The sequence below is a fragment of the Oceanobacillus sp. FSL W7-1304 genome, from assembly GCF_037969805.1.
GTDB lineage: Bacteria > Bacillota > Bacilli > Bacillales > Amphibacillaceae > Oceanobacillus > Oceanobacillus profundus.
Window position 1 is genome coordinate 3,313,485 of sequence record NZ_CP150211.1, and the last position, 25,127, is coordinate 3,338,611.

A 25,127-nucleotide genomic window follows, 5' to 3' on the forward strand; every position below is an offset into this window, starting at 1 on the left:
GGCATAACTTGGCTAATCTATTTATACGTTAACTTATACCAGATAAGATTACCAACGGAGAAACTTAATCGATAGACTTCTACTAAAGCTTCTGTTAAACTCTGCATTTCTTCAAGGACGATCCTACCAATAAAAAGTGGAATCATTGAAATTACGAATTTATATTAGTTCATTACTGTTGTAGAAGAGCTTTTTCGCAACATTAGTGTAAACGTAGTAAAATAAATCTCTCTAAGAGAAGATGTATAGGAATAGGCGTGGTGATTGAATGGAAGCATTAACAATTTCTAATTTAGAAACGATGACATTAAAAGAAATTTATGCTTTAGCAAAAGAATTTAAAGTATCTTATTATGCGAAATTAACCAAAAAAGAACTTATTTTTGCTATTTTGAAAGCACAGGCAGAAAAAGATGGATTTCTGTTTATGGATGGTGTTTTGGAGATTATTCCTTCAGAAGGATTTGGGTTTTTACGACCGATCAATTATTCCCCGAGTGCAGAAGATATTTATATATCCGCATCACAAATTCGCCGTTTTGATCTGAGAAATGGTGATAAAGTTTCTGGTAAGGTACGTCCTCCGAAGGAAAATGAACGTTATTATGGCTTATTGCATGTAGATGCAGTTAATGGTGAAGATCCAGATTCATCGAAGGAGCGAGTGCATTTTCCAGCATTGACAGCACTTTATCCGAATCGTGTAATCAAGCTGGAAACGATAACGAACAAACTATCAACGAGAATTATGGATCTCATGACTCCAGTAGGTTTTGGACAGCGTGGATTAATTGTTGCACCGCCAAAAGCTGGGAAAACGATGCTGATCAAAGAAATCGCAAATAGTATTTCGAAGAATCATCCAGAAGCAAAACTTATTATTTTATTGGTGGATGAGCGACCAGAAGAGGTTACCGATATCGAACGCTCTGTAGATCCAGATGTAGATGTTGTTAGCTCCACATTTGATGAAGTTCCAGAAAGTCATATTAAAGTATCTGAACTAGTATTAGAACGTGCAATGCGACTTGTTGAGCATAAGCGTGATGTTATCGTTTTGATGGATAGTATTACGAGACTGGCGCGAGCATATAACCTTGTTATCCCACCTAGTGGACGTACACTTTCAGGTGGTATAGATCCGGCTGCTTTCCATCGTCCGAAACGGTTCTTTGGTGCCGCACGTAACATTGAAGAGGGTGGTAGCTTCACCATTTTAGCAACAGCTTTAGTTGATACAGGTTCTCGTATGGATGATGTTATTTATGAAGAGTTTAAAGGGACAGGTAATATGGAACTGCATCTTGATCGACAATTAGCAGAACGCAGAATTTTCCCTGCAATTGATATTTTACGTTCTGGTACGCGTAAAGAAGAGTTGCTTGTTAACAAAGGGCATCTTGATAAAATGTGGGCAATCCGCAAAACAATGCAAGATTCACATGACTTCCTTGAACGCTTCTTAAAACGCTTAAAAGCATCAAAGAGCAACGAAGAATTTCTGCAATTAATGGATGAGGAAATGAAAAGAAAAGGCATGACGAAATAAATACGTTATCCGTTTAGTATGTATTCAGGAAGAAAGTTTGAAGGGCTAAGGGAGAAATTCGATGTGTCATTTTACCGGATTTTTTGAATAACCTCTATTGCAATCATTCCTTCATACTGTTATAATCTTTCTATGTGAGTTTAGAAAAGGCATTATGCCTATGACGGCTCTTACAATAACTCTGTTTCCTCAGGTCTCAGGGCAAAAAGGAGTGGAAGACATGAAAAAGGATATTCATCCAGAATACAAAAAAGTAGTCTTTCTTGATACAAGTTCAGATTACAAATTCTTGAGTGGTTCAACAAAAGAATCTAACGAGACAATCGAGTGGGAAGATGGTAACACATACCCATTAATCAAAGTTGAGATCAGCTCAGATTCACATCCATTCTACACAGGTAAGCAAAAAGCTGATAAAGTAGGCGGACGTGTAGATCGATTCAAGAAGAAATATAATATGAAGTAAAAAGCTGAAAGAGCTTGTTCAGCGACGAAAAGCATAGGTCAGAAACTTTAGAGCTCCTGAATTTTGGTGCTCGGAGTGTTTATGGGTTATGTCTCGAGTCGCTAGCGCTTGAAGCTGGATTGAAATAAAAGTCGTAGCATGCTTAATGCGACTTTAAGTTAGACGTAAAAGGGCTGAAGTAATTTGTTTTAGCTTTTAAAAGGACAGGCAAAATGTCTCTATTTTGCCTGTTTTTTTACTTTGCAGAAGGGAACGCATCGAACGGTCCTTTATGTATAAGTGCAACGAAGGCATCTGTCCAATGGCTTGCGCTTCAAAGTATAAGGTCTTCAAAAAAAGCAAAGAGCGCTTTCGTAAGCATCCCTTTAACAAATGCCAAACTTTCTAATATTATCCGAAAAAAGGGTTAGTCTTATCGAATATAGTGGTAAACTATACACTGTACATAAAGATTAGCCAACGTTATGAGAGGAGTTCTCCTGCATGTATGTAATGAAGCAAAGTGGTTGGGTTGAAGTCATATGTGGCAGTATGTTCTCTGGTAAATCAGAGGAATTAATCCGTCGTGTTCGCAGAGCGACATATGCCAATCTAACCGTCCGTGTATTCAAACCAGCAATAGACAATCGCTACGATGATACAGCTGTCGTTTCCCATAACGGCTCTTCAACCATTGCTCGTCCGATCCATAATTCTGTAGAGATTCTAGAACATATTGATGACCATGTTGACATTGTTGGGATTGATGAAGTACAATTTTTCGATTCAAATGTTATAGAAATAGTCGAAGAGCTTGCAAACCGTGGAATTCGGGTGATTACTGCGGGTCTGGATACAGATTTCCGTGGTGAACCATTCGGTCCAGTTCCCAAGCTCATGGCATTAAGTGAATCTGTAACAAAGCTAAACGCCATTTGTCCTGTGTGTGGCTCACCAGCAAGCCGTACTCAACGTTTGATTAACGGCAGTCCTGCATCCTACGATGATCCAATTATTCTTGTTGGTGCATCTGAATCGTATGAGCCAAGATGCCGCCATCACCATGAGGTTCCAAAGAAGCCCAAAAGAAATTTTAATCGGAACCTAGAAAATGCAATAAAGTAAAACGAGAGCTCCCAAATGGGTGCTTTTTGTTTGGGCAGATAGATTAAAACTTTTCTAACTGCATAAGTGCATCTAAGTCATTCACCTAAAGGCTTGTTGCTCCAGAGTGCAAGGGCTGCTGTTACCCATAAGGAACATAAAAAGAGCTGATCGTATTACGGTCAGCTCTCAATCATAAATCTTTTGTTATTTAACTACTTCAAAAGTAAAGTCTTGATGCTCATGCAAATTCTCATCATCTTTGACATGAATGTTAATTGTATATGCTCCGGCTTCATTAAACGTATGTGCACCTGTGTATTCCCCTGTCTTCGTTTCAGATGCGTCAATCCACTTTCTTTCGTCTTCATTTTCCGTGTTCCATATTTCATAGCGAACAGTAGCATTCTCGAAGGGTACTTCATCCATTTGTAAATGGACAACAAAATCCACTTCCTCGGCAAGCATAACTTCATTTAGCTCCATTAAATGGATGACAAAACCTTCTGCATGATGATTGTGTTCATGTTCAGAAACATTGTTTGATTCTGCTTGTCCATCACCTACAGTAATGGACTTCTTCGGCATCGTGTGCAAATCTCGTGCTGTTGTATGGGCATAGATTTCATAAACACCATCTTCTTCAAATGTTACTTTTGCTGTATATGTACCGTCCTCATGATTGGTTGACTCCAACATTGTACTGTCGTCTTCATTTCCTGTTAACCAATGTTCAAATACGACTTCATCAGCGTCGGTAACCATTTCATTACCATATGTAACAGTAGCTTTTAATTCAACTGTTTCTCCAACTTCTGCCTGCTCTGGCAATTCAAATTCAACATCTAATGATAGTAGTTCTCCGTCACCTTCATCCACTTGATTATTTGATCCACAAGCTATTAATGTAAAAATACAAACAAGCCAAAAGCCTACTTTTAAATACTTTGGAATCATTAATTATCCAGCCCCATTTTTATTAGTTTTATAAAAATTCAACTTCTAACAACAATCTACCAAGGTTTAACTGCAGCGTCAACAAACAAAACTGTGAACAAATTAAGAAAACACACCATTCCCGCAAATAAGACGCCACCCAATGCCCGAGTACGTCTATCACGTCCTAAAACCACCCGCCACTAATTGACCATGTTCCATGGTTATAATATAATTAGACTGTTAATCAGAAAGAGGTGTACGTGAATGTTAGATCGTTTACAAACATTAGAAGATCGTTATAATAAATTGAATGAGATGCTAAGTGATCCGGATATTATTAGTGATACAAATAAGTTGCGTGAGTATTCCAAGGAACAATCAGGTCTAGAAGATGTTGTTCAAGCTTATCGTGAATATAAAGATGTGACGTCCCAACTCCAAGATGCCAAGGTAATGCTTGATGATAAATTGGATGAAGAAATGTATGAAATGGTAAAAATGGAAATTGATGAGCTAAGTGAATCAAAAGCAGATTTAGAGGGTAAAATGAAAATCCTCCTCCTGCCAAAAGATCCAAACGATGATAAAAACGTATTTATGGAAATTCGAGGTGCAGCAGGCGGGGATGAAGCTGCGTTATTTGCTGGAGATTTATATCGGATGTATTCTCGTTATGCAGAGAGCCAAGGCTGGAAAATTGAAGTAATGGAAGCGAGCTCTACTGGTGTCGGTGGTTATAAAGAAATAATCTTTATGATAAATGGGAACGATGTTTATTCCAAGCTGAAATATGAAAATGGAGCACATCGGGTGCAGCGTGTACCAGAGACGGAATCTGGAGGTCGAATTCATACATCTACCGCGACTGTTGCTGTACTTCCAGAGGCTGAAGAAGTAGAGGTTGAGATTCATGAAAAAGATATTCGTGTTGATACATTTGCATCCAGTGGACCTGGTGGACAAAGTGTAAACACAACAATGTCTGCTGTTCGATTGACGCATGAGCCGACAGGTATTGTTGTTTCCATTCAAGATGAAAAATCGCAAATTAAGAATAAAGAAAAAGCGATGAAAGTGCTTCGCGCCCGTGTTTATGATAAATTCCAACAAGAAGCACAAGCAGAATATGATGAAAACAGAAAATCCGCAGTTGGAACGGGAGATCGTTCTGAGCGTATTCGTACGTACAATTTCCCGCAAAACCGTGTAACAGACCACCGTATCGGTTTGACGATCCAAAAACTTGATCAAATCATGCAAGGAAAGTTAGACGAATTCATCGATGCACTTGTAATGGAAGAACAAACTAAAAAACTAGAACAAATTGGTGAATAAGATGACACACGAACAAAAACAATTCGAAGTCCTGCGCTGGGCTTCTCTTTTTTTAGAAAAACATCACCGTGAATCTAGAGTTGCAGAGATACTTTTACAATATTATTTAGGAGTAGATCGGCAGCAATTTTACATGCTGATGCGAGATCCTGTTCCAATTGAGATTGTGGATAAATTCAAAGCAGCTGTTGAAAAACATGCAAAAACTGGTATCCCTGTCCAGCATTTAATAGGCCATGAAATATTCTATGGCAGAGAATTTATCGTGAATGAACATGTACTAATTCCAAGACCAGAGACAGAAGAGCTCGTTCAGCATATTATTCAATCTACTGACACATCGGGGGGAGACCCACTGACGATTATTGATATTGGTACAGGAAGTGGCATTATCGCAATTACACTAGCATTAGAAATACCGAATTCGATTGTGTACGCTACAGATATTTCAAAAAACGCGTTAGAAGTTGCTGAACAAAATGCCAAGCAGCTAGGAGCAGATGTTCATTTTCTGCAAGGGGATTTTTTACAGCCTGCAATTGAAAAAGACATCCAGGTAGACATCTTAGTGTCCAATCCACCGTATATTGCAAAATCAGAAGCTCCTGAGCTATCGGATACAGTGAAAAATTTTGACCCGGAACTAGCGCTGTTTGCTGATGCCGATGGACTAGCCGCTTATCAAAAAATAATTGCTCAGGCACCACAGGCTACAAAAAGACCAGCACAATTAGCGTTTGAAATTGGGTATGAACAAAGTGAAGCAGTTTATGCACTTATTCAAGAAACCTTTTCAGAAAGCACCATTAATACAATTCAGGATATTAATGGCAAGAATCGGATTGTCTCAGCAAAGATAAAATAAATATAAGAATTTGCTAGAATACTAGTTTAAAATCATTTTGACCTGTCCATACTGGCAATTAAGGAGTTGGAGAGGAGAATTACGAAATGAAAAAGCTAGTATTTTTTGTACTTATATGTTTTGTATTATATTTTTCGTTGCCATTAAATGGAGTAAGCAAGGAACTAAAGAATGAAGAAGATTATCAAGTAATTCCAGATGAAGCAATTCGTTTGCGAATACTTGCAAATAGTGATAATGAGCAAGACCAAGCGCTAAAACTTGAAGTCCGCGACCGTGTTAATGAAGTGGTCACAGAATGGGTACAGCACATTACGGATATCGATGAAGCACGTGCATTAATTGAATCTCGTATTCCAGAATTGGAACAAATAGTGAAAAGCACAATTGATGAACAAGGAACAGAGAATGATTACAGTGTCGAATATGGAAAAAATATAACATTTCCAGCGAAGCTTTACGGTTCCTTTTTATATCCAGCTGGTGAATACGAAGCAATTTTAATAACGTTAGGAGAAGGAAACGGCTCAAACTGGTGGTGTGTATTATTCCCGCCTCTCTGCTTTCTCGACTTTTCAGGAGGCACAACGGTAGCGGAGGCAGCAGACGCAGATACCGTAGTAGAGGAAGAGGTTGAAGAAGAAGAAACGGAAATTAAATTTTTCTTATTTGAATGGTTTGGCTGGTCATAGTCTCTCTAGTAAATGCATAGAATGGAAGAAAAGGTAAATCATAATTCTATTAAAAATTTATTTGTAGAGGTGAGACTATTGAAACTCATTCTTGCGAGAGACGTGTCCTATGAACAATTGGAAGCATTTTTTAACAAGAATCCAGATGTGAATAAAAATAGGGTATTTGAAAATGGTTATGTGGTTGAATTGAATAATGCAATTGAAGGATGTTTTATTCTAGACCAAGTAGAAGAAGGCATTTACTGGCTGAAGCAGCTGTATATTACGCAATCAGAAGCTGGAAAGCTCCCGTTTTTATTGGAGGCCATCTTAGTACTTGCAAAGGATCGTAATGCAAAAAGTGTTTATGTTCATAGCCATCAGCCTGTAGTAGACTTGCTGTTAGAGGCCCTGCAGTTTTATCCACAAACTCAAAGTCTATCAGAGGAAAAATATCCTGTAAAAGGTGGAAGTTGGTGGGCATATAATGTTTCTTAATGATTATACACATTATCCACAGTCTCTTGTGAATAATGTGTTGGGAAATTGTTTATAAGTATGTGTATTTGTGGGTAACATTCATTTGGATGTGCATAAGTGTCACTTCCAAATTTACGTTATCCACATTTTGCGTTATGTGCCTCAATCCTCTAGAATAGAATTAAGAAATGAGGTAGCAAAATGATAGAAACAAAACGCTGGAATATACAAAATGATGAAAGCTATAATAAGCAGTCTATTGCTGAAGCTGCTACACTAATAAAAGAAGGTAATACCGTTGCGTTTCCTACAGAAACAGTTTATGGATTAGGGGCTGATGCAACCAATGAAGCAGCTGTTGCGGAAATTTTCAAGGCGAAAGGACGTCCGCAAGATAATCCATTAATTGCACATGTCGCAACTGTGGAACAATTGAGACGACTTGTGGATAACTTACCGACTTACGCTGAAAAACTAATCGATGCATTTACTCCTGGTCCACTTACATTTGTTCTTCCGAGTAATGGAGCATGTGCGGAAAATGTTACTGCGGGGTTATCCACAGTCGGAGTTCGGATACCTGATCACCCAGTAGCACAGCAGCTTTTACAGTTAGCTGACATACCAGTGGCAGCACCAAGTGCCAATCTCTCTGGTAAGCCAAGTCCGACAAACGCTGAACATGTGTGGGAAGATCTTCAAGGGAAAATTGCTGGGTTAATAGATGGTGGACCAACCGGTGTGGGTTTGGAATCGACAGTAATTGATTGCACACAGGATATCCCCATTATTTTACGTCCTGGCGGAGTGACGAAACAGCAGCTTGAAACGGTTGTGGGGACTGTTATGATCGATCCTGGTCTTGCAAATGAAAAGGAAAAGCCGAAATCGCCAGGGATGAAATACAAGCATTATTCACCAGAGGTACCTTTATTGCTTGTAGCTGGTACGGCAGCACGAATGCAAGCAACGATTGATGAGCAGCAAATAAAAGGGAATCGGGTTGGAGTATTAGCTAGTGAGCAAATAGCAAGGCAACTGCACCGCGTAGAAATTCGCAACCTGGGAGCAAATTTACATGAGATAGCATCTAACTTGTATGATGGTCTGCGAGCTTTTAAACAAGGGGATGCAGATGTTATTATTTGTGAGGCATTTTCCGAAGAAGGAATCGGCCAAGCGGTTATGAATCGCCTGAAGAAAGCAGCTAGTGAAATCATACGTTAGATGTAGTCTAAAGCTCGTTGGTGCCCATAGTTCTAACCTAATAAACCTTCATATAGAACAGGAATTTTAGTGAAAGACATTCATATCTTCTATTGGACATGCATATAGTTAACAAGCATGTCCAAGGGGGATTTGTGAATGTTTTTTTCTGGTGAAATCGCATCATTACTCGTTGTTTCCATTGCGCTTGGTATGGATGCATTTTCGATTAGCCTTGGGATAGGTCTCGTAAAATTACGTTTAAAACGAATCGCTCTTGTTAGCATGACCATCGGTGTTTTCCATATCATCATGCCGTTTTTCGGAATAATGCTTGGAAAAGTGATTTCAGAACAAATTGGAAATTTAACAACTCTAGCAAGTGGTGCTTTATTGTTTGGTATAGGTGCGCAAATGTTTTTCTCCGCATTTAGCCATGAGGTGCAGAAGAGAATGCGTCCAATTGGGCTAAGTCTGCTTTTAATCGCATTTACGGTTAGTTTAGATAGCTTTACTGTAGGACTGGGTCTTGGGTTATCAGGTGTTCATGTAATTCTAACTTTAATCCTATTTGGCATTAGTAGTGCTTTTCTTGCGTGTCTCGGAATGCTGCTTGGCAGAAAAGTACAGAGCTATCTTGGTGTATACAGCGAACTACTTGGTGGCAGTATCTTATGTTGTTTTGGATTATATATGTTATTTAGCTAATAGGAGATTCCGGCTGGGTGCTGGAGTCTTTTTTTGACAAACAATCTTACTTGGATAAGTACAACTAAGCCATTCACTCAGGAAGCTTGTGCTCTAAAGTTAATAGTTAAGGGCTCTTAAGTAGGGTAATAACGCTTTGGTAAGAATCCTTTTAACGAATACCCAGTATTCTAATGAAGAGCTTTAATTCGAAAGGAAAAGTAAATTATTTTATCTAACAAGTTAATTGGAAATATGGTATATTTGTCGTAGAGTTCCAAGATGGAGGGCGTTTCATGAATATATTATTTGTCTGTACTGGAAATACGTGCAGAAGTCCAATGGCGGAAGCTTTATTAAAGGAAAAAATGCCCGAAGCAAGCACGCAATCCGCTGGGGTTTTTGCGAGCAACAATCTACATGCCAATGGGTTTGCGATTCAATCCTTGCAAGAACGTGGAATCCAGTGCGAACACAAATCACAACCAGTGACGAAAGAATTACTTGCTTGGGCGGACGTTGTGTTAACAATGACTACCGGGCACAAACAATCATTGATTATTGACTTTCCCGATTATCAGAATAATTTTTATACGCTAAAAGAATATGTTTCAGAAGCCGATAAACAAGTATGGCAGGAATTGCAAAAGGCGTATGCAGATCTAGAAGTAAAACGTGCCCTATTTATCCAACAAAATAAGGGTGAAATGGACAGAATAGAGCTTCAGCAACAACTTCAGGAGTATCTAAGGCATGAATTGGCAATGATTCGGGGGCTTGAAGCGAATTTGATCACGTATGATATTTCTGACCCATTTGGTGGAAGCTTGGAAATTTATCGGGAGACGTTGAAAGAACTAGAAAAATATATTGACCTGCTGATTAAAAAAATACAGTAGTAGTCGGAGGAGAAGGGCATGGAGAAAAGCTATAAGTTTAGTTTACGTTTGAAACTCGTAATCTTTACGACCATATTGGCCATTATAACATATACATTTAGTGCGCTATTCATTTATGTATTATATGATTATGTACAAGCCTATTGGTCTATTACAATCGAGTGGTATACGATTATTATTTTGCTGCTTGGAGTTATTTGGTCTGGTATTCTGGCATTCTTTGCAGCGCGAGTAATTACAAAGCCGATGGAAAGTTTAGAGAAGGTTGCGTCCGAAGCGGCGAAAGGAAACTTAAATCAAGAAGTACATATTCCGAAGTCACATGATGAAATTCGTGATCTTTCCATAGCTGTCGATACTATGCTAAATAACCTAAACGCAATGGTACATAACATTGATAAGCATTTTGAAAGTACGAATGAGACTGTTATTCAGATGAAAGAAGCATCTCATTCAGCGGTACAGCATTCCGCTGCTATAGGTACTTCGGTCTATGAAATTTCCAAAGGTGCGGAAAATTCCTCAGAAGCAATCCAGAATACGGCAGAGGCTGTAGAAGTTGCTACTGAGCTAGCCAAAAAAGTGCAGGAAAAAGCAGAGCAATCGAAAGTTAAATCAAGTGCAATGCTTGAGACACTCAATGAAAGTAAAATTGTCGTGAACCAGCTCGTAAAAGGTATTCAAAAATTAGCACAAGATCAAGAACTTTCTTTAAAAGACGTTGATCACTTAAAGCAAAATGCGATACAAGTTGAATCGATTATCACAATGGTTGGTGAAATCGCAGAACAAACGAATCTGTTAGCATTGAATGCATCCATTGAAGCAGCACGTGCCGGGGAGCATGGAAGGGGATTTGCTGTTGTTGCCGAGGAAATCCGCAAGTTAGCTGATCAAAGTGCTCAAGCAGTACAGCGCATTTCTAGTTTGATAGAAGCGATTCAAGAAGATGTGAATTTAGTTGTAAGAAAAATAAACGATAATGTTATGTACGCAAAAAAAGAAGCAGAAAATGGAGAAGGCACGAACAGAACAATTGAGCAAATGTCTGGTTCGGTAAATGATGTGGCATCGGAAATTGATATGATTACAAGTCTTGTCGATAAGCAATTAGAATCGATTCAGGATACGGTAAGGCAGTCACAAGAGGTTGCTGCGATCGCTGAGGAAACATCTGCAGGAACAGAGGAAGTGAATGCCGCTATTCAGGAGCAAGTTTCCACGATGGAACAAGTAGACCAGCTAGCTCAAAAGATGGAAGAGCAAGCTCAAAGTTTAAACAAGCAAATTAACCAATTTAAGGTTTTCTAACATCTATTCGCTTAACAATGGTCATACGGTACTATTCTTTGTACAATTAGAATTAGGTGTACATTTTTAGGACGTAAACTTGGGTCCTTTGATGCTTGACATAAATCAATGGAAGGTGAAGAATAAATGGCATATGAAAATATACAGCAAGATATGACCTCAATTGTTGTGCAATGGATGAAAACGGGTTATTTGCGACGTGATGAATTATTTGTAGTTGGATGCTCTACAAGTGAAGTTGCCGGTAAGCATATTGGAACATCTGGAAGCGAACAGATTGCAGCAGTTATTTTTAAAGCGTTACAAGTATTACAGCAACAAACTGGCATTCATCTTGTATTTCAATGCTGTGAGCATTTGAATCGAGCACTTGTAGTTGAAAGAGAAGCTGCCACTGCCTATCAGTTGGAAGAAGTTTCCGTTATCCCAATTCCTGCAGCTGGTGGATCGATGGCTTCATATGCATATAAGCATATGGAAGATCCAGTTGTGGTTGAAACAGTACACGCGCATGCGGGAATAGATATTGGAGAAACGATGATTGGGATGCATTTAAAGCATGTAGCTGTTCCACTTCGATTTAACGAGAAATTCATTGGGAATGCGCGTATTACTGCCGCAAGAACTCGTCCAAAACTAATTGGTGGTCACCGAGCAAATTATGAGAATACAAGATTGAATGATAGCTGCAAATAAGTTATTAATGGGAGAATCTATCTCCTTATAATATAGTTTAAAAGGAGGATAAAAAGGACCAAGAAGTTCAAGCCAACGAGCTTCCACAGAATGTGGTGACTTCGACGATCGACACAGGATGTGTCGGTAGTTAGTTGAAGATCCCCTGTTCTCAACGTGTCATTTTTACCGGACTTTTTGAACAACTTTTATATAGCTTTAAAATATTCTTATACATAGGAGGCTTTACTTATGGAACATGTTAAACAAGCAGATGTAGAAATATATGAAGCAATTCAGGCGGAGAAAAAGCGTCAGCAGGATAAGATCGAACTGATCGCATCTGAAAACTTCGTGTCTGAAGCTGTAATGGAAGCAATGGGCTCTGTGTTAACGAATAAATATGCGGAAGGGTATCCAAATAAACGATATTATGGTGGTTGTGAGTATGTTGACGTTGCAGAAGATTTAGCTCGTGACCGTGCAAAAGAGCTTTTCGGTGCGGATCATGTTAATGTTCAGCCTCATTCTGGTGCACAGGCGAATATGGGTGTGTATTTCTCTATTTTAGAGCCTGGTGATACAGTACTTGGAATGAACTTGAATCATGGTGGACATTTGACACATGGAAGTCCTGTAAACTTCAGTGGAAAGCTTTACAATTTCGTTGACTATGGTGTCGATAAAGAAACCGAAAAAATAGATTATGATGCTGTTTTAGCAAAAGCAAAAGAAGTAAAGCCGAAGTTAATTGTAGCTGGTGCAAGTGCATATTCACGTCATATTGATTTTGCGAAATTCCGTGAAATCGCTGACGAGGTAGATGCTTATCTAATGGTGGATATGGCACATATTGCGGGCCTTGTAGCTGCTGGACTTCATCAAAATCCTGTTCCATATGCTGACTTTGTTACGACTACAACACATAAAACATTGCGTGGACCGCGTGGTGGAATGATTTTATGTAAAGAAGAATATGCGAAGCAAATCGATAAATCTATCTTCCCGGGTATCCAAGGTGGACCATTGATGCATATTATCGCAGCAAAAGCGGTATCCTTTAAGGAAGCATTATCCGATGAATTTAAAGAATATGCGAATAACATTATTAACAATGCAAAAGTTCTTGGTGAAGCATTGACTGAAGAAGGAATTCGCATCGTTTCAGGCGGAACAGATAATCATTTGCTCTTATTGGATGTAACACCACTTAACCTGACTGGAAAAGTTGCTGAAAAGGCTCTAGATGATATTGGCATTACAACAAATAAAAATACAATTCCATTTGATACGGAGAGTCCATTTGTAACAAGTGGAGTCCGTATTGGTACCGCTGCTGTCACATCGAGAGGTTTTGGTGAAGAAGAGATGAAAGAAATTGCTGCCATTATTTCATTGACATTAAAAAATTATGAAGATGAAGCAGTATTAGAAGAGGCTGCAAAACGAGTGGCTGCTTTAACAGAGAAATTTCCATTATATACACAATATGCATAAGTAGTAGACGAGGATATTCCGGTTTTCGGAGTATCCTTTGTTACGTTTTTATAACAAGAATAAAACTAAACTTGAAAGCTCGCTTGTTTTTCAGTACAATTTTAGGGATATAACTAATTCTGAAGGAGTGATCTACAATGGGAAATGTTTTTGTATTTGATCATCCGTTAATTCAACATAAATTAACGTACATAAGAGATAAGAACACAGGAACAAAAGAATTCCGCGAACTTGTTGATGAAGTTGCGATGCTAATGGCTTTTGAAATTACAAGAGACCTGCCGTTACAAGAAGTAGAAGTGGAGACACCCGTAACTATTGCCAAATCGAAAACATTGGCAGGAAAGAAAATAGGACTTGTTCCAATTCTTCGTGCTGGAATCGGGATGGTTGATGGCGTACGTAAGCTTATTCCGGCAGCAAAAGTTGGACATGTTGGTCTATACCGTGATCCAGAAACATTAAAGCCTGTTGAATACTATATTAAATTACCTTCGGATATTAATGAGCGTGAGCTGATTGTAATTGACCCGATGCTGGCAACTGGTGGGTCAGCAAATGATGCCATCCATTCATTGAAGAAGCGTGGTGCAAAAAACATTCGTCTCATGTGTATAATTGCTGCACCAGAGGGCGTTGAGGTTATTAAGAGAGATCACCCAGACGTTGACATTTATTTAGCGGCTATGGATGAGAAATTGGACGATCATGGCTACATTGTCCCTGGACTTGGAGATGCTGGGGACCGTTTATTCGGTACAAAATAAGTACTGCTACAGTGTAATAAATAGACAACAAACGGAGAATGCAACTTTAACTTGCACTCTCCGTTTTTGAATTAATTTTCTAGCAGTTTTACCATATTCGCCATTTCAATAGCGGAAATAGCTGATTCAGCACCTTTATTTCCAGCCTTTGTCCCAGCACGTTCAATTGCCTGTTCAATTGATTCAGTTGTCAGGACGCCAAATATAATTGGCTTGCTCGTTTGAAACGATACATTCGCAACACCTTTCGCTACTTCATTACACACATAATCAAAATGTGGAGTAGAGCCGCGAATTACCGTTCCTAACGTGATAATAGCATCATATTTATTAAGAGCTGCCATTTTCTGAGCAATTAAGGGGATCTCAAACGCACCTGGAACCCATGCAATATCAATGTTATCTTCAGCAACACCATGTCTTTTCAGAGCATCACGTGCACCATCCAATAATTTAGACGTAATAAATTCGTTAAATCGGGCAACTACAATCCCGATTTTTAAATCTGTACCAACTACATTTCCTTCATATGTTTTTCCCATTTTTTCTGTCTCCTTTATGAATGAATAATCATTGTATTATTTGTTTTACGATAGGTAATTAAATCTGCTATTGAGATGACTTTTAAGTCAAATTTTCCAGCCATAATTTCAAGGTCTGCTAGTCGTGCCATTGTACCGTCATCTTTAATGATTTCACAGATGACACCTGATGGGAAGGCACCACTTAGAAGTGCTAAATCAACAGCTGCTTCTGTATGACCAGGGCGAGTTAACACGCCGCCTTCCTTTGCGATAAGCGGAAACATATGACCTGGCTGTTTGAAATCACAAATATGTGCGTGAGGATCTGTTAAAGCCAGAATGGTGTTCGCTCTTTCTGCTGCACTAATTCCAGTAGTAGTATCTTTGTGGTCAACAGATACTGTAAAAGCAGTACCATATGGATCCGTATTCTGATTGACCATCGGTGATAGTCCGATATTCTCCACGTGCTCTGCTGGAAGAGAAACACATACGAGACCTTTCCCATGTGTAATCATAAAATTAATCAATTCAGGTGTCGCTTTTTCAGATAAAGCAACAAGGTCACCTTCATTTTCCCGATCTTCGTCATCAACAACAATAATTGGTTTTCCAAGTTTCAAATCAGCAATTGCCTCTTCAATAGTATGCATTATGAATATTCCTCCTATATGAATCCGTTTTGTTCAAGAAAATCTTGGTTGATTTCTTCACCGTGCTTCTTATATTGATTATCGAGCATATTTCGTACATACTTCGCTAGCATGTCACACTCGATATTCACGATATCTCCTTTGCCTTTTTCGCCAAGAATTGTTTCGGAGGCGGTGTGGGGAATAAGGGAAATAGTGAATCGATTCTGATTTACTTGGAAAAGCGTCAAACTGATTCCATCAACTGTAATGGAACCTTTATGCATTAAAAATGGAATGAGAGATTCAGATATTTCGATGTCGTAATAAATAGCATTTTCTTTTCGGTACACCTGGACAATTTGACCTGTACCATCAACATGGCCAGATACAAAGTGCCCGCCAAACCTTCCATTTGCTGCCATTGCTCGTTCTAGATTTACCTCAGAACCAGTTTTTAAAGCTTGCAAAGAGGTGGATTTTATCGTTTCTGGCATAGCATCCACTTGGAAGCTATTGGAACTATAACTTGTCACTGTAAGGCAAATGCCATTAACAGCAATACTGTCACCAATAGAAACGTCCTCAATTACCTTGCTGGATCCTATAGTCATTTGGACAGCCTGATTGGAAATCTTCAGCATTTTCTTTACAACACCTTTTTCCTCGATTAAACCTGTAAACATATAACTCACTTCCTTTCATAAAGAGATCGCATCCTTTGTAAACAATAAAAGGGGCAGCGCTCGGTCAGCGATGTATGGAGGCTAGCAAGTTTCGCCAGTCCTTTGCCGCTGGAGCTGCAGGAAATGAAAAAAGCCCCTGAGTTTCCTCAGAGGCTTGTGATTAGAATTTTAATAGTAAGCGATGGAAAAATAATGTAATACAACGAAATCGCATCCTGTTAATTGTACAAAAAGTATACAAATAACAGCACTCGCCTAAAGCATTACAAATAGCGTGCCTACCTAAAATTCCTTCTCCCATCCAGACTTTAACTGTCGGTTCTGGTTTTGCACCAGATCCACCGCTTGGTTTATAGGTTAAAGGTAGTTCAAAAATTTCCGGTAAAAATGACATTTCGAGAACAGGGGGCCTTCAACTAACTACCAACACGTCCTGTGTTGAACGTCGAAGTCATCACATGTTGTGCAAGCCCGTTCCTCACGTATTAATTGCATACGTAAAGGTACGGGGGCTACGCCGTCTGGAAATTCTCGGTCCTTTTTATCCTCTTTTTTGATCAACTATCTTATAATCTTATAAAAACCGCACGGGTCACGGACTTAGAAGCTATGCTTCATCACCGTCGGTTGGGAATTTCACCCGACCCCGAAGGAATATGCGTATTGAATTTTGATGGAAAACTTCCCTAGCTGCATAAGTGCAACCAGGGTTTTCATCCAAAGGCATGGTGAATTCCAAGTTTTCTAAAAAATAGTATACCATTAGTTCTTCTGAAAAAGCAAGGTAGAAAAATCCGGCGTAATCGAAACGAATGTATAAGAACGTAATTTATTTCAAATGCTATTGCTAAAAAAAGGGAGTGGGCGCCTATGAGAATTTTTAGCACCTTTTTATTGCTTCTACTTCTATTTATTCCATACCCTCAAGAACTTCATGCGGAAAAAGAAATGGAATCGATCATCATCGAAGTAGAAGGGGATCCAGAGATACATAAAGAGTATTTGGAAACATATCATCCATTTATCGAGGTTATTGCAGTTTATCACCAATTGTTTAATGGCATTGCAATCCAGGGAGCTCCTGCAAATCTGCAGAAGATAGAATCGCTGCCTTTTGTTCAACGTATTCACTCGGTACAGCAATATAAAGCACTTCCTTGGGATGGAAATCGTGAAAAGGGTAACGGGGTAATCCCATCTGATCTAAATACGACTTCATTTACCGGTAAAGGTGTAAAGGTTGGGGTTATAGATACTGGGATTGATCACAGCCATCCAGATTTGCAAAAAAATTATAGTGGGGGATATGACCTTGTTGACCTTGATGAAGACCCAATGGAGACAATTCCAGAACAAGGTATACCGACATCACACGGTACTCATGTTGCAGGGATTATTGCGGCCGACGGAGAATTGAAAGGAGTCGCTCCAGATGCAGAAATTTACGCATATCGAGCGCTTGGTCCTGGGGGGGCAGGAACATCTGTGCAAGTAATAGCTGCAATGGAGAAGGCGATTGAAGATGGGGTAGATATTATCAATTTATCGCTTGGGAATAACGTTAATGTTCCTGACTTTCCAACGAGTGTAGCAGTTAACAGAGCTACAGAACTAGGTGTAGCGGTAGTTATAGCGAATGGTAATAGCGGCCCACAAGATTGGACTGTAGGATCACCAGCAACTGCAGACAAAGCTTTATCAGTTGGTGCATCAACTGCACCAACAGAAACCCCTCTACTCTATGAACCGATGGCTGATCGTACAATCCCGCTTACTGAAATGGTAGGTTCTTCTCCGTGGAATTTGACTAAAGACTATCCAATTGCTGATATGGCAGAAGAGAATGGAAAGTTGAATGGGCGTATCGCATTTATAAAACGTGGAGAAACACCGTTCTATGAAATGGCAAAACGGGCTGAAGAAAAAGGGGCAGTAGCGGTTGTAATCTATAATAAAGAGAAAGGAATGTTTCGAGGTTCTGTTCAAAATAAAGAAGATCCAATAAATATACCAGTCGTATCGATAGCCATGGAAGATGGTGTATGGCTGAAAGAGCAGAATGAAGGGGAAAGTATTTATTTGGAAACTGCATACGAACATGAAGAGCGAACAATAGCTCCATTTAGCTCAAGAGGACCAGTTACAGTTAATTGGAATATCAAGCCAGACGTAGTTGCACCAGGGACGAATATTATGAGCACTGTTCCAGGAGGTTATGAGCCACTTGATGGCACTAGTATGGCTGCACCGCATGTTACTGGTGCTATTGCATTAATCAAAGAGGCGCACCCAGATTGGTCGACCCAGCAAATCTTCGGAGCACTTAAAACAACCGCGCATGTAATCGGTGAAGGTAATGTTTTAGCTCCCACGATTCAAGGAACGGGAGAAATCCAACCGGAAAAAGCAATTGAATCGACAACAATCATTCACAATCCACAACTCAACTTTGGACAAATAAATGGGTATAGAGAAACAAGTGAATTTCCATTAACAATTGAGAACATGACAGATGTTGCACAGACATTTACCTTTGATTATCCAAAGCAACAGAATGGTGTTAATTGGAAGCTGCCAATGTCATTTAGGATCGAAGCCAATCAGAAAAAGACAATCCCAATTGAGCTTAGTATAACAGCAGCTCGAATGGATCAAGGTGTACATCAAGGCTGGATCACACTGAGATCTCAAGATAACCAATACAACTTACCATATATTTTTGTGAACCAAGCTGCGAATCAACCCAAAACAGCAGGATTTGAGTTTGCGATGAAAACTCTCTCTGAAGAAGCATATGAATATCGAATATATCTAACAGAACCTGCGAGACGGGTAGAAGTTGACCTATACGATCCTGAAAGTCTTGTATTCAAGAGACGACTATTAGAAATGGAAAATGTAAAAACAGGAGAACATCAAGGTGAAATAAGTAAAAAAGATGCTGGTGATACAGGTTATTATTTAGCGGTAGTAACTGTATTTCTCAAGGACGGAACATATGAAAGCAGTCCATCTATTGTATATATAGAATAATTCATTGTTCACAAGAGACAAAAAAACTCAAATAAATCAAGTGAGTTCACAAAGATGTCACATTACACGACCCAACTTTCATTTATAATGAAAGTTGGGTCACTTAATTGTAAATTTATAAATAAGAAAATGTCACATATTGTTTCAACGACAGTATTTTATCGATGGTTTAAAAATTGCAATTTATCTTAGTGTCCTAATTGACAATGGTGGTCAAGCTGTTGTAAACTTGCTAACTGTGGGGGAAGGTGTATTTTTATATAAACTGCAACTATCTTGTTAGCTGATACGACGATTTTTAGTATCATTCGACATGAAAAATGGCAGACTTAATTTCCCTTAAAGCAACTTCTGTTACATAAGCATTTCCGTGTTTTTGGCTGTGAAACAGGACCAATATTTTAAAATAATGACTGAAAATAACAACCGTTTAATAGTAAACAATTTTGTTTGGAAGCGGATGCACGTGTTTTTTCAGCCTTTATTTTGTAATGAGAACATCCACAATATCGTTTGAGTGTTTAGGAGAGTAGAGTACATGATGTCTGAATATGATTTGATGGTAACGAGGCAGCGTAAATGGATGCTCTTTCTTCTTGCAATTATCGTAATTGGTGCAGGGTTCTCATCGTATCCTCGAATTTTTAACGGTTTATTGTTAGGAAGCGCTGTAAGCTTCTACAATTTATGGTTACTGCAGCATAAAACAAAAGCACTGGGAAAAGCGGTTATTGAAACTGGAAAGGTACGCGGGGGATTGGGAACATTCTCAAGGCTTGCTGCAACAATGCTTTCCGTTTTGATCGCACTTCGATTTAATGAAACCTTTCATATTATTGCCCTGGTTTTTGGTCTTGTATCTTCATACATCATAATAGGAATTGATGTTGCTTTTCGATTCATTTTTCAAAGAAAACATATTAAGTAAACTAGTTTAACAGGCATAGTATGAACGGATTTATAAGTATGTAGTGTAAAGGGGGGAGAATTTTGGATCATACAGCTCCAATAGTTAATGACGTCTTTGGGATTTCCTGGCTCGACTTTAACATGTCCAATGTCCTCATGATTGCAGTTGTATCGCTAATTGTGTTTGTTTTCTGTGTGTGGGCAAGTCGCAAACTGCAGATGAAGCCAACCGGGATGCAAAACTTTATGGAATGGGTAGTTGAATTTGTAAAAGGAATTATTAGTGACACAATGGACTGGAAAACAGGGAAGGTGTTTCTTCCATTAGGATTAACGCTGATTTTTTACATCCTTGTTAGTAACCTAGTAGGTGTAGCGACTGTCGGAGTGGTCGGTCATGACTTATGGTGGAAATCACCAACCGCAGATGCAACATTAACATTAACACTATCCGCTATGGTTATCGTATTAACCCATTTCTATGGCATTAAAACACAAGGAACAAAAGCATATTTCAAAGGGTATGTCAGCCCAGTACCTTTTATGCTGCCATTTAAAATTATCGAGGAGTTTACTAACACATTAACATTAGGTCTTCGTCTATTTGGTAACATTTATGCAGGGGAAGTATTATTAACCTTACTTGTAGGTATGGCAATGTCAGGCTTCTTGGGAGCATTAGGAGCAGCAATACCAATGCTGGCATGGATGGGCTTTAGTGTGTTTATAGGTGCAATTCAATCTTATGTATTTGTTATGTTAACAATGGTGTATATGTCTCACAAAGTGAGCAGTGACCATTAAATAAAAAATAATATTAGGTTTAAATAAAAGGAGGAAATTTTCAATGGAAGCATTAGCAGCAGCAATCGCAATCGGCCTGGCAGCATTAGGTGCAGGTCTTGGTAACGGAATGATCGTTAGTAAAACAGTAGAGGGAATCGCACGTCAACCAGAACTAAGAGGTGCCCTACAAGGTACAATGTTTATCGGGGTAGCACTTGTTGAGGCGATTCCAATCATCGCAGCAGTTATCGCATTTATGGCTATCTTCATGTAATTTTATTTGTATTTTATTTAAAACATAATGGCGAAGTTCGTTACCATAGAATCTTCGCCATTCCTTTATGTAACTTTCAGGTGATATGAAAATAAAATGAATCACTATAGGTAAATAGATGTGAAGTCACATTGAAAGGAGTGAAATCAGTGCATTCATACATTGACTTTATGACAATTGGAGCTAGTGTTGGAGGATTAAGGGTAGGAGACATGCTCGTACAATTAGCCTTCTTTATCATATTACTAGTATTAGTAAAAAAATTCGCTTGGGGTCCCCTCATGAACAAAATGCAAGAGCGTGAGGAGTATGTAGCTGGAGAAATTGAAGCAGCGGAAAAAAGTCGTCTTGAGGCTGAAAAAGCTTCAAAGGATGCTGCGGCACAGCTAAACCAAGTAAGAGAAGAAGCTCAAAAATTGATTGAGGACGCAAAGGCAGCTGGAGCAAAGCAAGAACAGGATATTGTTGAAGCTGCACGTAAAGAGGCAGACCGCTTAATCCTAGCAGCTCAAGCTGATATTCAAAATGAGAAGGAAAAAGCATTACAAGCACTTCAAGATAAAGTTGCATCCTTATCCGTACTTATTGCAAGTAAAGTGATTGAAAAGGAAATAAGTACACAAGATCAAGAGAAATTGATCAATGATTACATTAAAGAGGTAGGAGAAGAGCGATGAGTGAAGTTGTTGTAGCTAAACGTTATGCAGACGCTCTTTACCAACTCGGACTTGAAAAGAATACACTGGATCAACTCGTGAAGGAATTTAGAGTCGTTCAAGAAGTATTTAACAAAAATAAACAATTGGAAACTTTCTTAATGCATCCCAAAATTGATAATGTGGAAAAGAAACAACTGATTACGAAAGTGTTTCAAGGTATACAAGCAGATATTATCAATACAATCAAACTGCTTGTTGAACGCAGACGCATTAAAGCTCTTTCCAACATTATCGAAAGTTTCATTCAATTAGTGAATGATGCTAAGGGTATCGCGGATGCAACGGTTTATTCTGTACGTGAATTAACAGATGTTGAAAAAATGGAGTTGCAGCAAACATTCGCAAAGCGAATCGGTAAAACTGCAATCAATTTGAAAAACATTGTAGATCCTTCCATTATTGGTGGAATTAAAATTCGCGTTGGAAACACAATCTATGATGGAACAATTAGTGGAAAATTAGATCGTATTTCAAAACGCATTGTTTCTACTAATTAATGTGAACAGGCAACGTACAGACCAAAGTTAAGCATACATACTTGACATGGTCTTCTAACATGGAATTGAATTTTATACATGCTTATTATGAACAAAGATGATAGGGGTGAAATGGTATGAGCATAAATGCTGAAGAAATCAGTACACTAATTAAACAGCAAATTGAAAATTTCGATACAGATATCGAAGTTAGTGACGTTGGAACAGTTATTGAAATCGGGGACGGGATTGCACGTGCACACGGACTTGATAACGCAATGGCTGGAGAGTTGCTTGAATTCTCAAACGGTGTTATGGGACTAGCGCAGAACTTAGAAGAAAGCAACGTTGGTATCGTTATTCTAGGGCCTTACACAGGGATTAAAGAAGGCGATGAAGTTCGTCGTACAGGACGTATCATGCAAGTACCAGTTGGAGAAGAATTATTGGGACGTGTTGTAAACCCACTAGGACAGCCAATTGATGGGAAAGGTACACTTGAAACTTCTAAAACCCGTCCAATTGAAGCACAGGCTCCAGGAGTAATGGATCGTAAATCAGTTGATGAGCCATTGCAAACAGGAATCAAAGCGATTGATGCATTGGTGCCAATCGGTCGTGGACAACGTGAGCTTATCATTGGTGACCGTCAGACAGGAAAAACAACAGTAGCCGTAGATACCATTTTGAACCAAAGCGACCAAGATATGATTTGTATTTATGTTGCAATTGGACAAAAGGAATCGACTGTTCGAAATACTGTAGAAACGTTCCGTAAGTACGGCGCATTAGATTACACAATCGTTGTAACAGCAGGAGCTTCTGATCCTGCACCATTATTATACCTTGCTCCATATGCAGGTGTAGCAATGGGTGAAGAATTTATGTACAACGGGAAACACGTACTTGTTGTATATGATGACTTGTCAAAACAAGCAGTAGCATACCGTGAGCTTTCCTTGCTGCTTCGTCGTCCTCCGGGTCGTGAAGCATTCCCAGGGGATGTATTCTACTTGCACTCACGTTTACTAGAGCGTGCTGCTAAATTAAGTGATGCACGTGGTGGCGGTTCTTTAACTGCATTACCATTCGTTGAGACGCAGGCAGGCGACATCGCTGCATACATTCCAACGAACGTAATTTCAATTACAGATGGACAAATTTTCTTGCAATCTGACTTGTTCTTCTCGGGTGTAAGACCAGCAATTAACGCCGGTTTATCTGTATCCCGTGTTGGTGGGTCAGCACAAATTAAAGCAATGAAGAAAGTTGCTGGTACATTACGTCTTGATCTTGCGTCATTCCGTGAGCTAGAAGCCTTCTCACAATTTGGATCAGATCTGGATAAATCAACACAGGCTAAATTAAATCGTGGACAAAGAACGGTAGAAGTTCTGAAGCAAGGTTTGCATAAGCCAATGGTTGTTGAGAAACAAGTAATGATTCTTTATGCACTAACAAGAGGATTCTTAGATGATATTTCAGTAGAAGATGTACTTCGTTTCGAGAGTGAAATGAATGTATGGCTTGAAAGCAATCGCAATGAATTATTGACTACCATCCGTGAAACAGGTAACTTGCCAGATGATAGCGATATGAAATCTGCTATTGAAGCATTCAAGAAAACATTCTTACCAACGACAAATTAAGTAAACGAAGGTACAAACACCAGAAAAAGTGTTTCCCTTTGTCAATAGATTTCGAAAAGAGAATAATGGACCGGAAAGAGTTGACATGACACAGCCTTTTCCGGCTCAACCTCTGTCAGGAAAGTGTGGTGAAAAAGCTTGGCATCACTTAGAGATTTAAAAGCTCGAATAGATTCAACAAAGAAAACAAAGAAAATTACTGGTGCAATGCAAATGGTATCCGCTTCAAAAATGAGTAAAGCAGAGCAGAATGCAAAAGGGTTCGTTCCTTACGCAGATAAACTCCAGGAAGTTGTAGCTAGTATCGCTAATAGCAATACAGATGTATCTCATCCGATGCTGATTAAACGTGAAGTGAAAAAAACAGCCTATTTAGTTATAACCTCTGACCGTGGATTGGTTGGTGCCTATAACAGTAATATACTGCGAAACTTGGTTCAAACAATTGAAAAGCGCCATGAAAGTAAAGACGAATATACAGTCATTGCTGTAGGGCGCAAAGGATACGACTTCTGTAAGAAACGTGATCTCTCCATGTCAAATAGTATTCTTGGAATGGCAGACCACCCTACATTCGCAGACATCAAAGAATTAGCTTCTGAGACAGTGCAAATGTATAGTGACGGAGAAATCGATGAACTTAACATTATTTACAATCATTATGTTAGTGCAATCTCTCAAAAGGTAACTGCAAAAAAATTGCTGCCAATCGAGAATTTGGACGCACACTCTGCCATTAACAATGATTATGAATATGATCCGGATCAAGAACAAATTCTGGAAGTTCTTTTACCACAGTATGCCGAAAGCTTAATATTCGGTGCTTTATTGGATGGAAAAGCAAGTGAACATGCGGCAAGTATGACTGCAATGAGAAGTGCAACAGATAATGCTGGTGACCTTATTGATGACTTATCATTGACATATAACCGTGCACGTCAAGCGGCGATTACACAGGAAATCACAGAAATCAGTGGTGGAGTAGCAGCGCTTGAATAAGCTTCTT

25 protein-coding genes and 1 pseudogene are annotated in these 25,127 nt (G+C 39.0%); 22 read left to right on the forward strand and 4 right to left on the reverse strand.

Annotated features, from left to right (window positions below; translation table 11 throughout):
- Positions 1-268: 268 nt before the first annotated feature.
- The 3 genes from rho (at position 269) to NYE61_RS16580 (ending at position 3,119) form a co-directional block, all read left to right on the forward strand.
- Positions 269-1,549, forward strand: coding sequence for a transcription termination factor Rho (rho, locus tag NYE61_RS16570; protein WP_095307816.1), 1,281 nt, complete (start codon positions 269-271; stop codon positions 1,547-1,549).
- A 220-nt stretch (positions 1,550-1,769) separates the two neighbouring features.
- Positions 1,770-2,015 carry a type B 50S ribosomal protein L31 gene (locus NYE61_RS16575; protein WP_095307817.1) on the forward strand — a complete coding sequence of 82 codons (246 nt, stop codon included), beginning with the start codon at positions 1,770-1,772 and terminating at the stop codon, positions 2,013-2,015.
- A gap of 483 nt (positions 2,016-2,498) precedes the next feature.
- Positions 2,499-3,119, forward strand: a complete 621-nt coding sequence (locus NYE61_RS16580) for a thymidine kinase (RefSeq protein ID WP_303448362.1) — start codon at positions 2,499-2,501, stop codon at positions 3,117-3,119.
- 186 nt (positions 3,120-3,305) lie between these two features.
- On the opposite strand, the gene NYE61_RS16585 is transcribed toward NYE61_RS16580, so the two are convergent.
- The gene (locus NYE61_RS16585; protein ID WP_303448361.1) at positions 3,306-4,055 is read right to left on the reverse strand and encodes a FixH family protein; all 750 of its coding nucleotides are present in this window, start codon (positions 4,053-4,055) and stop codon (positions 3,306-3,308) included.
- Between the two features lie 246 nt (positions 4,056-4,301).
- Between NYE61_RS16585 and prfA the strand changes: the two genes are divergently transcribed.
- The 11 genes from prfA to upp all read left to right on the forward strand — a co-directional run bounded on the left by prfA (position 4,302) and on the right by upp (position 14,433).
- Positions 4,302-5,372, forward strand: coding sequence for a peptide chain release factor 1 (gene prfA, locus NYE61_RS16590; RefSeq protein ID WP_095307820.1), 1,071 nt, complete (start codon positions 4,302-4,304; stop codon positions 5,370-5,372).
- 1 nt (position 5,373) lies between these two features.
- Complete coding sequence (gene prmC, locus NYE61_RS16595; protein WP_251660276.1) at positions 5,374-6,237, forward strand: peptide chain release factor N(5)-glutamine methyltransferase; 864 nt, start codon at positions 5,374-5,376, stop codon at positions 6,235-6,237.
- Positions 6,238-6,323: 86 nt separating this feature from the next.
- On the forward strand, positions 6,324-6,929 hold the full coding sequence (gene spoIIR, locus NYE61_RS16600) for a stage II sporulation protein R (protein ID WP_095307822.1): 606 nt from the start codon (positions 6,324-6,326) through the stop codon (positions 6,927-6,929).
- Positions 6,930-6,998: 69 nt separating this feature from the next.
- A complete protein-coding gene (locus tag NYE61_RS16605; RefSeq protein WP_339316047.1) occupies positions 6,999-7,409 on the forward strand; it encodes a hypothetical protein in 411 nt (136 codons plus the stop codon).
- A 183-nt stretch (positions 7,410-7,592) separates the two neighbouring features.
- Positions 7,593-8,618 carry an L-threonylcarbamoyladenylate synthase gene (locus NYE61_RS16610; RefSeq protein ID WP_303448359.1) on the forward strand — a complete coding sequence of 342 codons (1,026 nt, stop codon included), beginning with the start codon at positions 7,593-7,595 and terminating at the stop codon, positions 8,616-8,618.
- A 138-nt stretch (positions 8,619-8,756) separates the two neighbouring features.
- The gene (locus NYE61_RS16615; protein WP_095307825.1) at positions 8,757-9,305 is read left to right on the forward strand and encodes a manganese efflux pump MntP family protein; all 549 of its coding nucleotides are present in this window, start codon (positions 8,757-8,759) and stop codon (positions 9,303-9,305) included.
- A 275-nt stretch (positions 9,306-9,580) separates the two neighbouring features.
- Positions 9,581-10,183, forward strand: a complete 603-nt coding sequence (locus NYE61_RS16620) for a low molecular weight protein arginine phosphatase (RefSeq protein WP_095307826.1) — start codon at positions 9,581-9,583, stop codon at positions 10,181-10,183.
- Positions 10,184-10,201: 18 nt separating this feature from the next.
- On the forward strand, positions 10,202-11,494 hold the full coding sequence (locus NYE61_RS16625; protein WP_303448358.1) for a HAMP domain-containing methyl-accepting chemotaxis protein: 1,293 nt from the start codon (positions 10,202-10,204) through the stop codon (positions 11,492-11,494).
- A 126-nt stretch (positions 11,495-11,620) separates the two neighbouring features.
- On the forward strand, positions 11,621-12,190 hold the full coding sequence (locus NYE61_RS16630) for a TIGR01440 family protein (protein WP_303448357.1): 570 nt from the start codon (positions 11,621-11,623) through the stop codon (positions 12,188-12,190).
- 231 nt (positions 12,191-12,421) lie between these two features.
- Positions 12,422-13,666: a serine hydroxymethyltransferase gene (gene glyA, locus NYE61_RS16635; protein WP_095307829.1), complete on the forward strand. Its 1,245-nt coding sequence runs from the start codon at positions 12,422-12,424 to the stop codon at positions 13,664-13,666.
- A 137-nt stretch (positions 13,667-13,803) separates the two neighbouring features.
- The gene (upp, locus tag NYE61_RS16640) at positions 13,804-14,433 is read left to right on the forward strand and encodes a uracil phosphoribosyltransferase (protein WP_095307830.1); all 630 of its coding nucleotides are present in this window, start codon (positions 13,804-13,806) and stop codon (positions 14,431-14,433) included.
- Positions 14,434-14,504: 71 nt separating this feature from the next.
- Here upp and ribE (NYE61_RS16645) read toward each other — a convergent pair whose 3' ends face one another.
- The 3 genes and pseudogenes from ribE (NYE61_RS16645) to ribE (NYE61_RS16655) form a co-directional block, all read right to left on the reverse strand.
- Positions 14,505-14,975: a 6,7-dimethyl-8-ribityllumazine synthase gene (gene ribE, locus NYE61_RS16645; RefSeq protein WP_095307831.1), complete on the reverse strand. Its 471-nt coding sequence runs from the start codon at positions 14,973-14,975 to the stop codon at positions 14,505-14,507.
- 47 nt (positions 14,976-15,022) lie between these two features.
- A pseudogene (ribB, locus tag NYE61_RS16650) lies at positions 15,023-15,610 on the reverse strand (3,4-dihydroxy-2-butanone-4-phosphate synthase); the annotation flags it as partial.
- A gap of 14 nt (positions 15,611-15,624) precedes the next feature.
- Entirely contained in the window at positions 15,625-16,275 is a 651-nt protein-coding gene (gene ribE / locus NYE61_RS16655) for a riboflavin synthase (protein WP_251660254.1), read from the reverse strand.
- An 870-nt stretch (positions 16,276-17,145) separates the two neighbouring features.
- On the opposite strand from ribE (NYE61_RS16655), the gene NYE61_RS16660 reads away from it, so the two are divergent.
- From NYE61_RS16660 to atpG, 8 genes are all read left to right on the forward strand, one after another.
- Entirely contained in the window at positions 17,146-19,308 is a 2,163-nt protein-coding gene (locus tag NYE61_RS16660; protein WP_303448356.1) for a S8 family serine peptidase, read from the forward strand.
- A gap of 538 nt (positions 19,309-19,846) precedes the next feature.
- Positions 19,847-20,236 carry an ATP synthase subunit I gene (locus NYE61_RS16665; RefSeq protein ID WP_095307835.1) on the forward strand — a complete coding sequence of 130 codons (390 nt, stop codon included), beginning with the start codon at positions 19,847-19,849 and terminating at the stop codon, positions 20,234-20,236.
- Positions 20,237-20,298: 62 nt separating this feature from the next.
- Positions 20,299-21,021, forward strand: coding sequence for a F0F1 ATP synthase subunit A (atpB, locus tag NYE61_RS16670; RefSeq protein WP_118888506.1), 723 nt, complete (start codon positions 20,299-20,301; stop codon positions 21,019-21,021).
- Between the two features lie 43 nt (positions 21,022-21,064).
- Positions 21,065-21,277, forward strand: coding sequence for a F0F1 ATP synthase subunit C (gene atpE / locus NYE61_RS16675; protein ID WP_010648360.1), 213 nt, complete (start codon positions 21,065-21,067; stop codon positions 21,275-21,277).
- 149 nt (positions 21,278-21,426) lie between these two features.
- Positions 21,427-21,954: a F0F1 ATP synthase subunit B gene (atpF, locus tag NYE61_RS16680; RefSeq protein ID WP_303448355.1), complete on the forward strand. Its 528-nt coding sequence runs from the start codon at positions 21,427-21,429 to the stop codon at positions 21,952-21,954.
- Positions 21,951-22,493 carry a F0F1 ATP synthase subunit delta gene (locus NYE61_RS16685; RefSeq protein WP_303448354.1) on the forward strand — a complete coding sequence of 181 codons (543 nt, stop codon included), beginning with the start codon at positions 21,951-21,953 and terminating at the stop codon, positions 22,491-22,493. Before atpF ends, NYE61_RS16685 begins: the two co-directional genes overlap by 4 nt.
- A gap of 116 nt (positions 22,494-22,609) precedes the next feature.
- Positions 22,610-24,121 (forward strand): F0F1 ATP synthase subunit alpha, encoded by a 1,512-nt coding sequence (gene atpA, locus NYE61_RS16690; RefSeq protein ID WP_095307840.1) that lies wholly within the window; start codon positions 22,610-22,612, stop codon positions 24,119-24,121.
- 138 nt (positions 24,122-24,259) lie between these two features.
- Positions 24,260-25,120 (forward strand): ATP synthase F1 subunit gamma, encoded by an 861-nt coding sequence (gene atpG, locus NYE61_RS16695; protein WP_303448353.1) that lies wholly within the window; start codon positions 24,260-24,262, stop codon positions 25,118-25,120.
- Positions 25,121-25,127 lie beyond the last annotated feature (7 nt).

Bases quoted from the DNA above. Each gene is read 5' to 3' on its own strand.
- NYE61_RS16620 (WP_095307826.1), top strand. From the start codon at position 9,581: ATGAATATATTATTTGTCTGTACTGGAAATACGTGCAGAAGTCCAATG.
- ribE (WP_251660254.1), bottom strand. From the start codon at position 16,275: ATGTTTACAGGTTTAATCGAGGAAAAAGGTGTTGTAAAGAAAATGCTG.
- NYE61_RS16630 (WP_303448357.1), top strand. From the start codon at position 11,621: ATGGCATATGAAAATATACAGCAAGATATGACCTCAATTGTTGTGCAA.
- NYE61_RS16610 (WP_303448359.1), top strand. From the start codon at position 7,593: ATGATAGAAACAAAACGCTGGAATATACAAAATGATGAAAGCTATAAT.
- NYE61_RS16585 (WP_303448361.1), bottom strand. From the start codon at position 4,055: ATGATTCCAAAGTATTTAAAAGTAGGCTTTTGGCTTGTTTGTATTTTT.
- NYE61_RS16575 (WP_095307817.1), top strand. From the start codon at position 1,770: ATGAAAAAGGATATTCATCCAGAATACAAAAAAGTAGTCTTTCTTGAT.
- upp (WP_095307830.1), top strand. From the start codon at position 13,804: ATGGGAAATGTTTTTGTATTTGATCATCCGTTAATTCAACATAAATTA.
- prfA (WP_095307820.1), top strand. From the start codon at position 4,302: ATGTTAGATCGTTTACAAACATTAGAAGATCGTTATAATAAATTGAAT.
- NYE61_RS16665 (WP_095307835.1), top strand. From the start codon at position 19,847: ATGATGTCTGAATATGATTTGATGGTAACGAGGCAGCGTAAATGGATG.
- ribE (WP_095307831.1), bottom strand. From the start codon at position 14,975: ATGGGAAAAACATATGAAGGAAATGTAGTTGGTACAGATTTAAAAATC.
- spoIIR (WP_095307822.1), top strand. From the start codon at position 6,324: ATGAAAAAGCTAGTATTTTTTGTACTTATATGTTTTGTATTATATTTT.
- NYE61_RS16685 (WP_303448354.1), top strand. From the start codon at position 21,951: ATGAGTGAAGTTGTTGTAGCTAAACGTTATGCAGACGCTCTTTACCAA.
- NYE61_RS16660 (WP_303448356.1), top strand. From the start codon at position 17,146: ATGAGAATTTTTAGCACCTTTTTATTGCTTCTACTTCTATTTATTCCA.
- atpA (WP_095307840.1), top strand. From the start codon at position 22,610: ATGAGCATAAATGCTGAAGAAATCAGTACACTAATTAAACAGCAAATT.
- rho (WP_095307816.1), top strand. From the start codon at position 269: ATGGAAGCATTAACAATTTCTAATTTAGAAACGATGACATTAAAAGAA.
- atpE (WP_010648360.1), top strand. From the start codon at position 21,065: ATGGAAGCATTAGCAGCAGCAATCGCAATCGGCCTGGCAGCATTAGGT.
- NYE61_RS16580 (WP_303448362.1), top strand. From the start codon at position 2,499: ATGTATGTAATGAAGCAAAGTGGTTGGGTTGAAGTCATATGTGGCAGT.
- glyA (WP_095307829.1), top strand. From the start codon at position 12,422: ATGGAACATGTTAAACAAGCAGATGTAGAAATATATGAAGCAATTCAG.
- NYE61_RS16625 (WP_303448358.1), top strand. From the start codon at position 10,202: ATGGAGAAAAGCTATAAGTTTAGTTTACGTTTGAAACTCGTAATCTTT.
- NYE61_RS16615 (WP_095307825.1), top strand. From the start codon at position 8,757: ATGTTTTTTTCTGGTGAAATCGCATCATTACTCGTTGTTTCCATTGCG.
- prmC (WP_251660276.1), top strand. From the start codon at position 5,374: ATGACACACGAACAAAAACAATTCGAAGTCCTGCGCTGGGCTTCTCTT.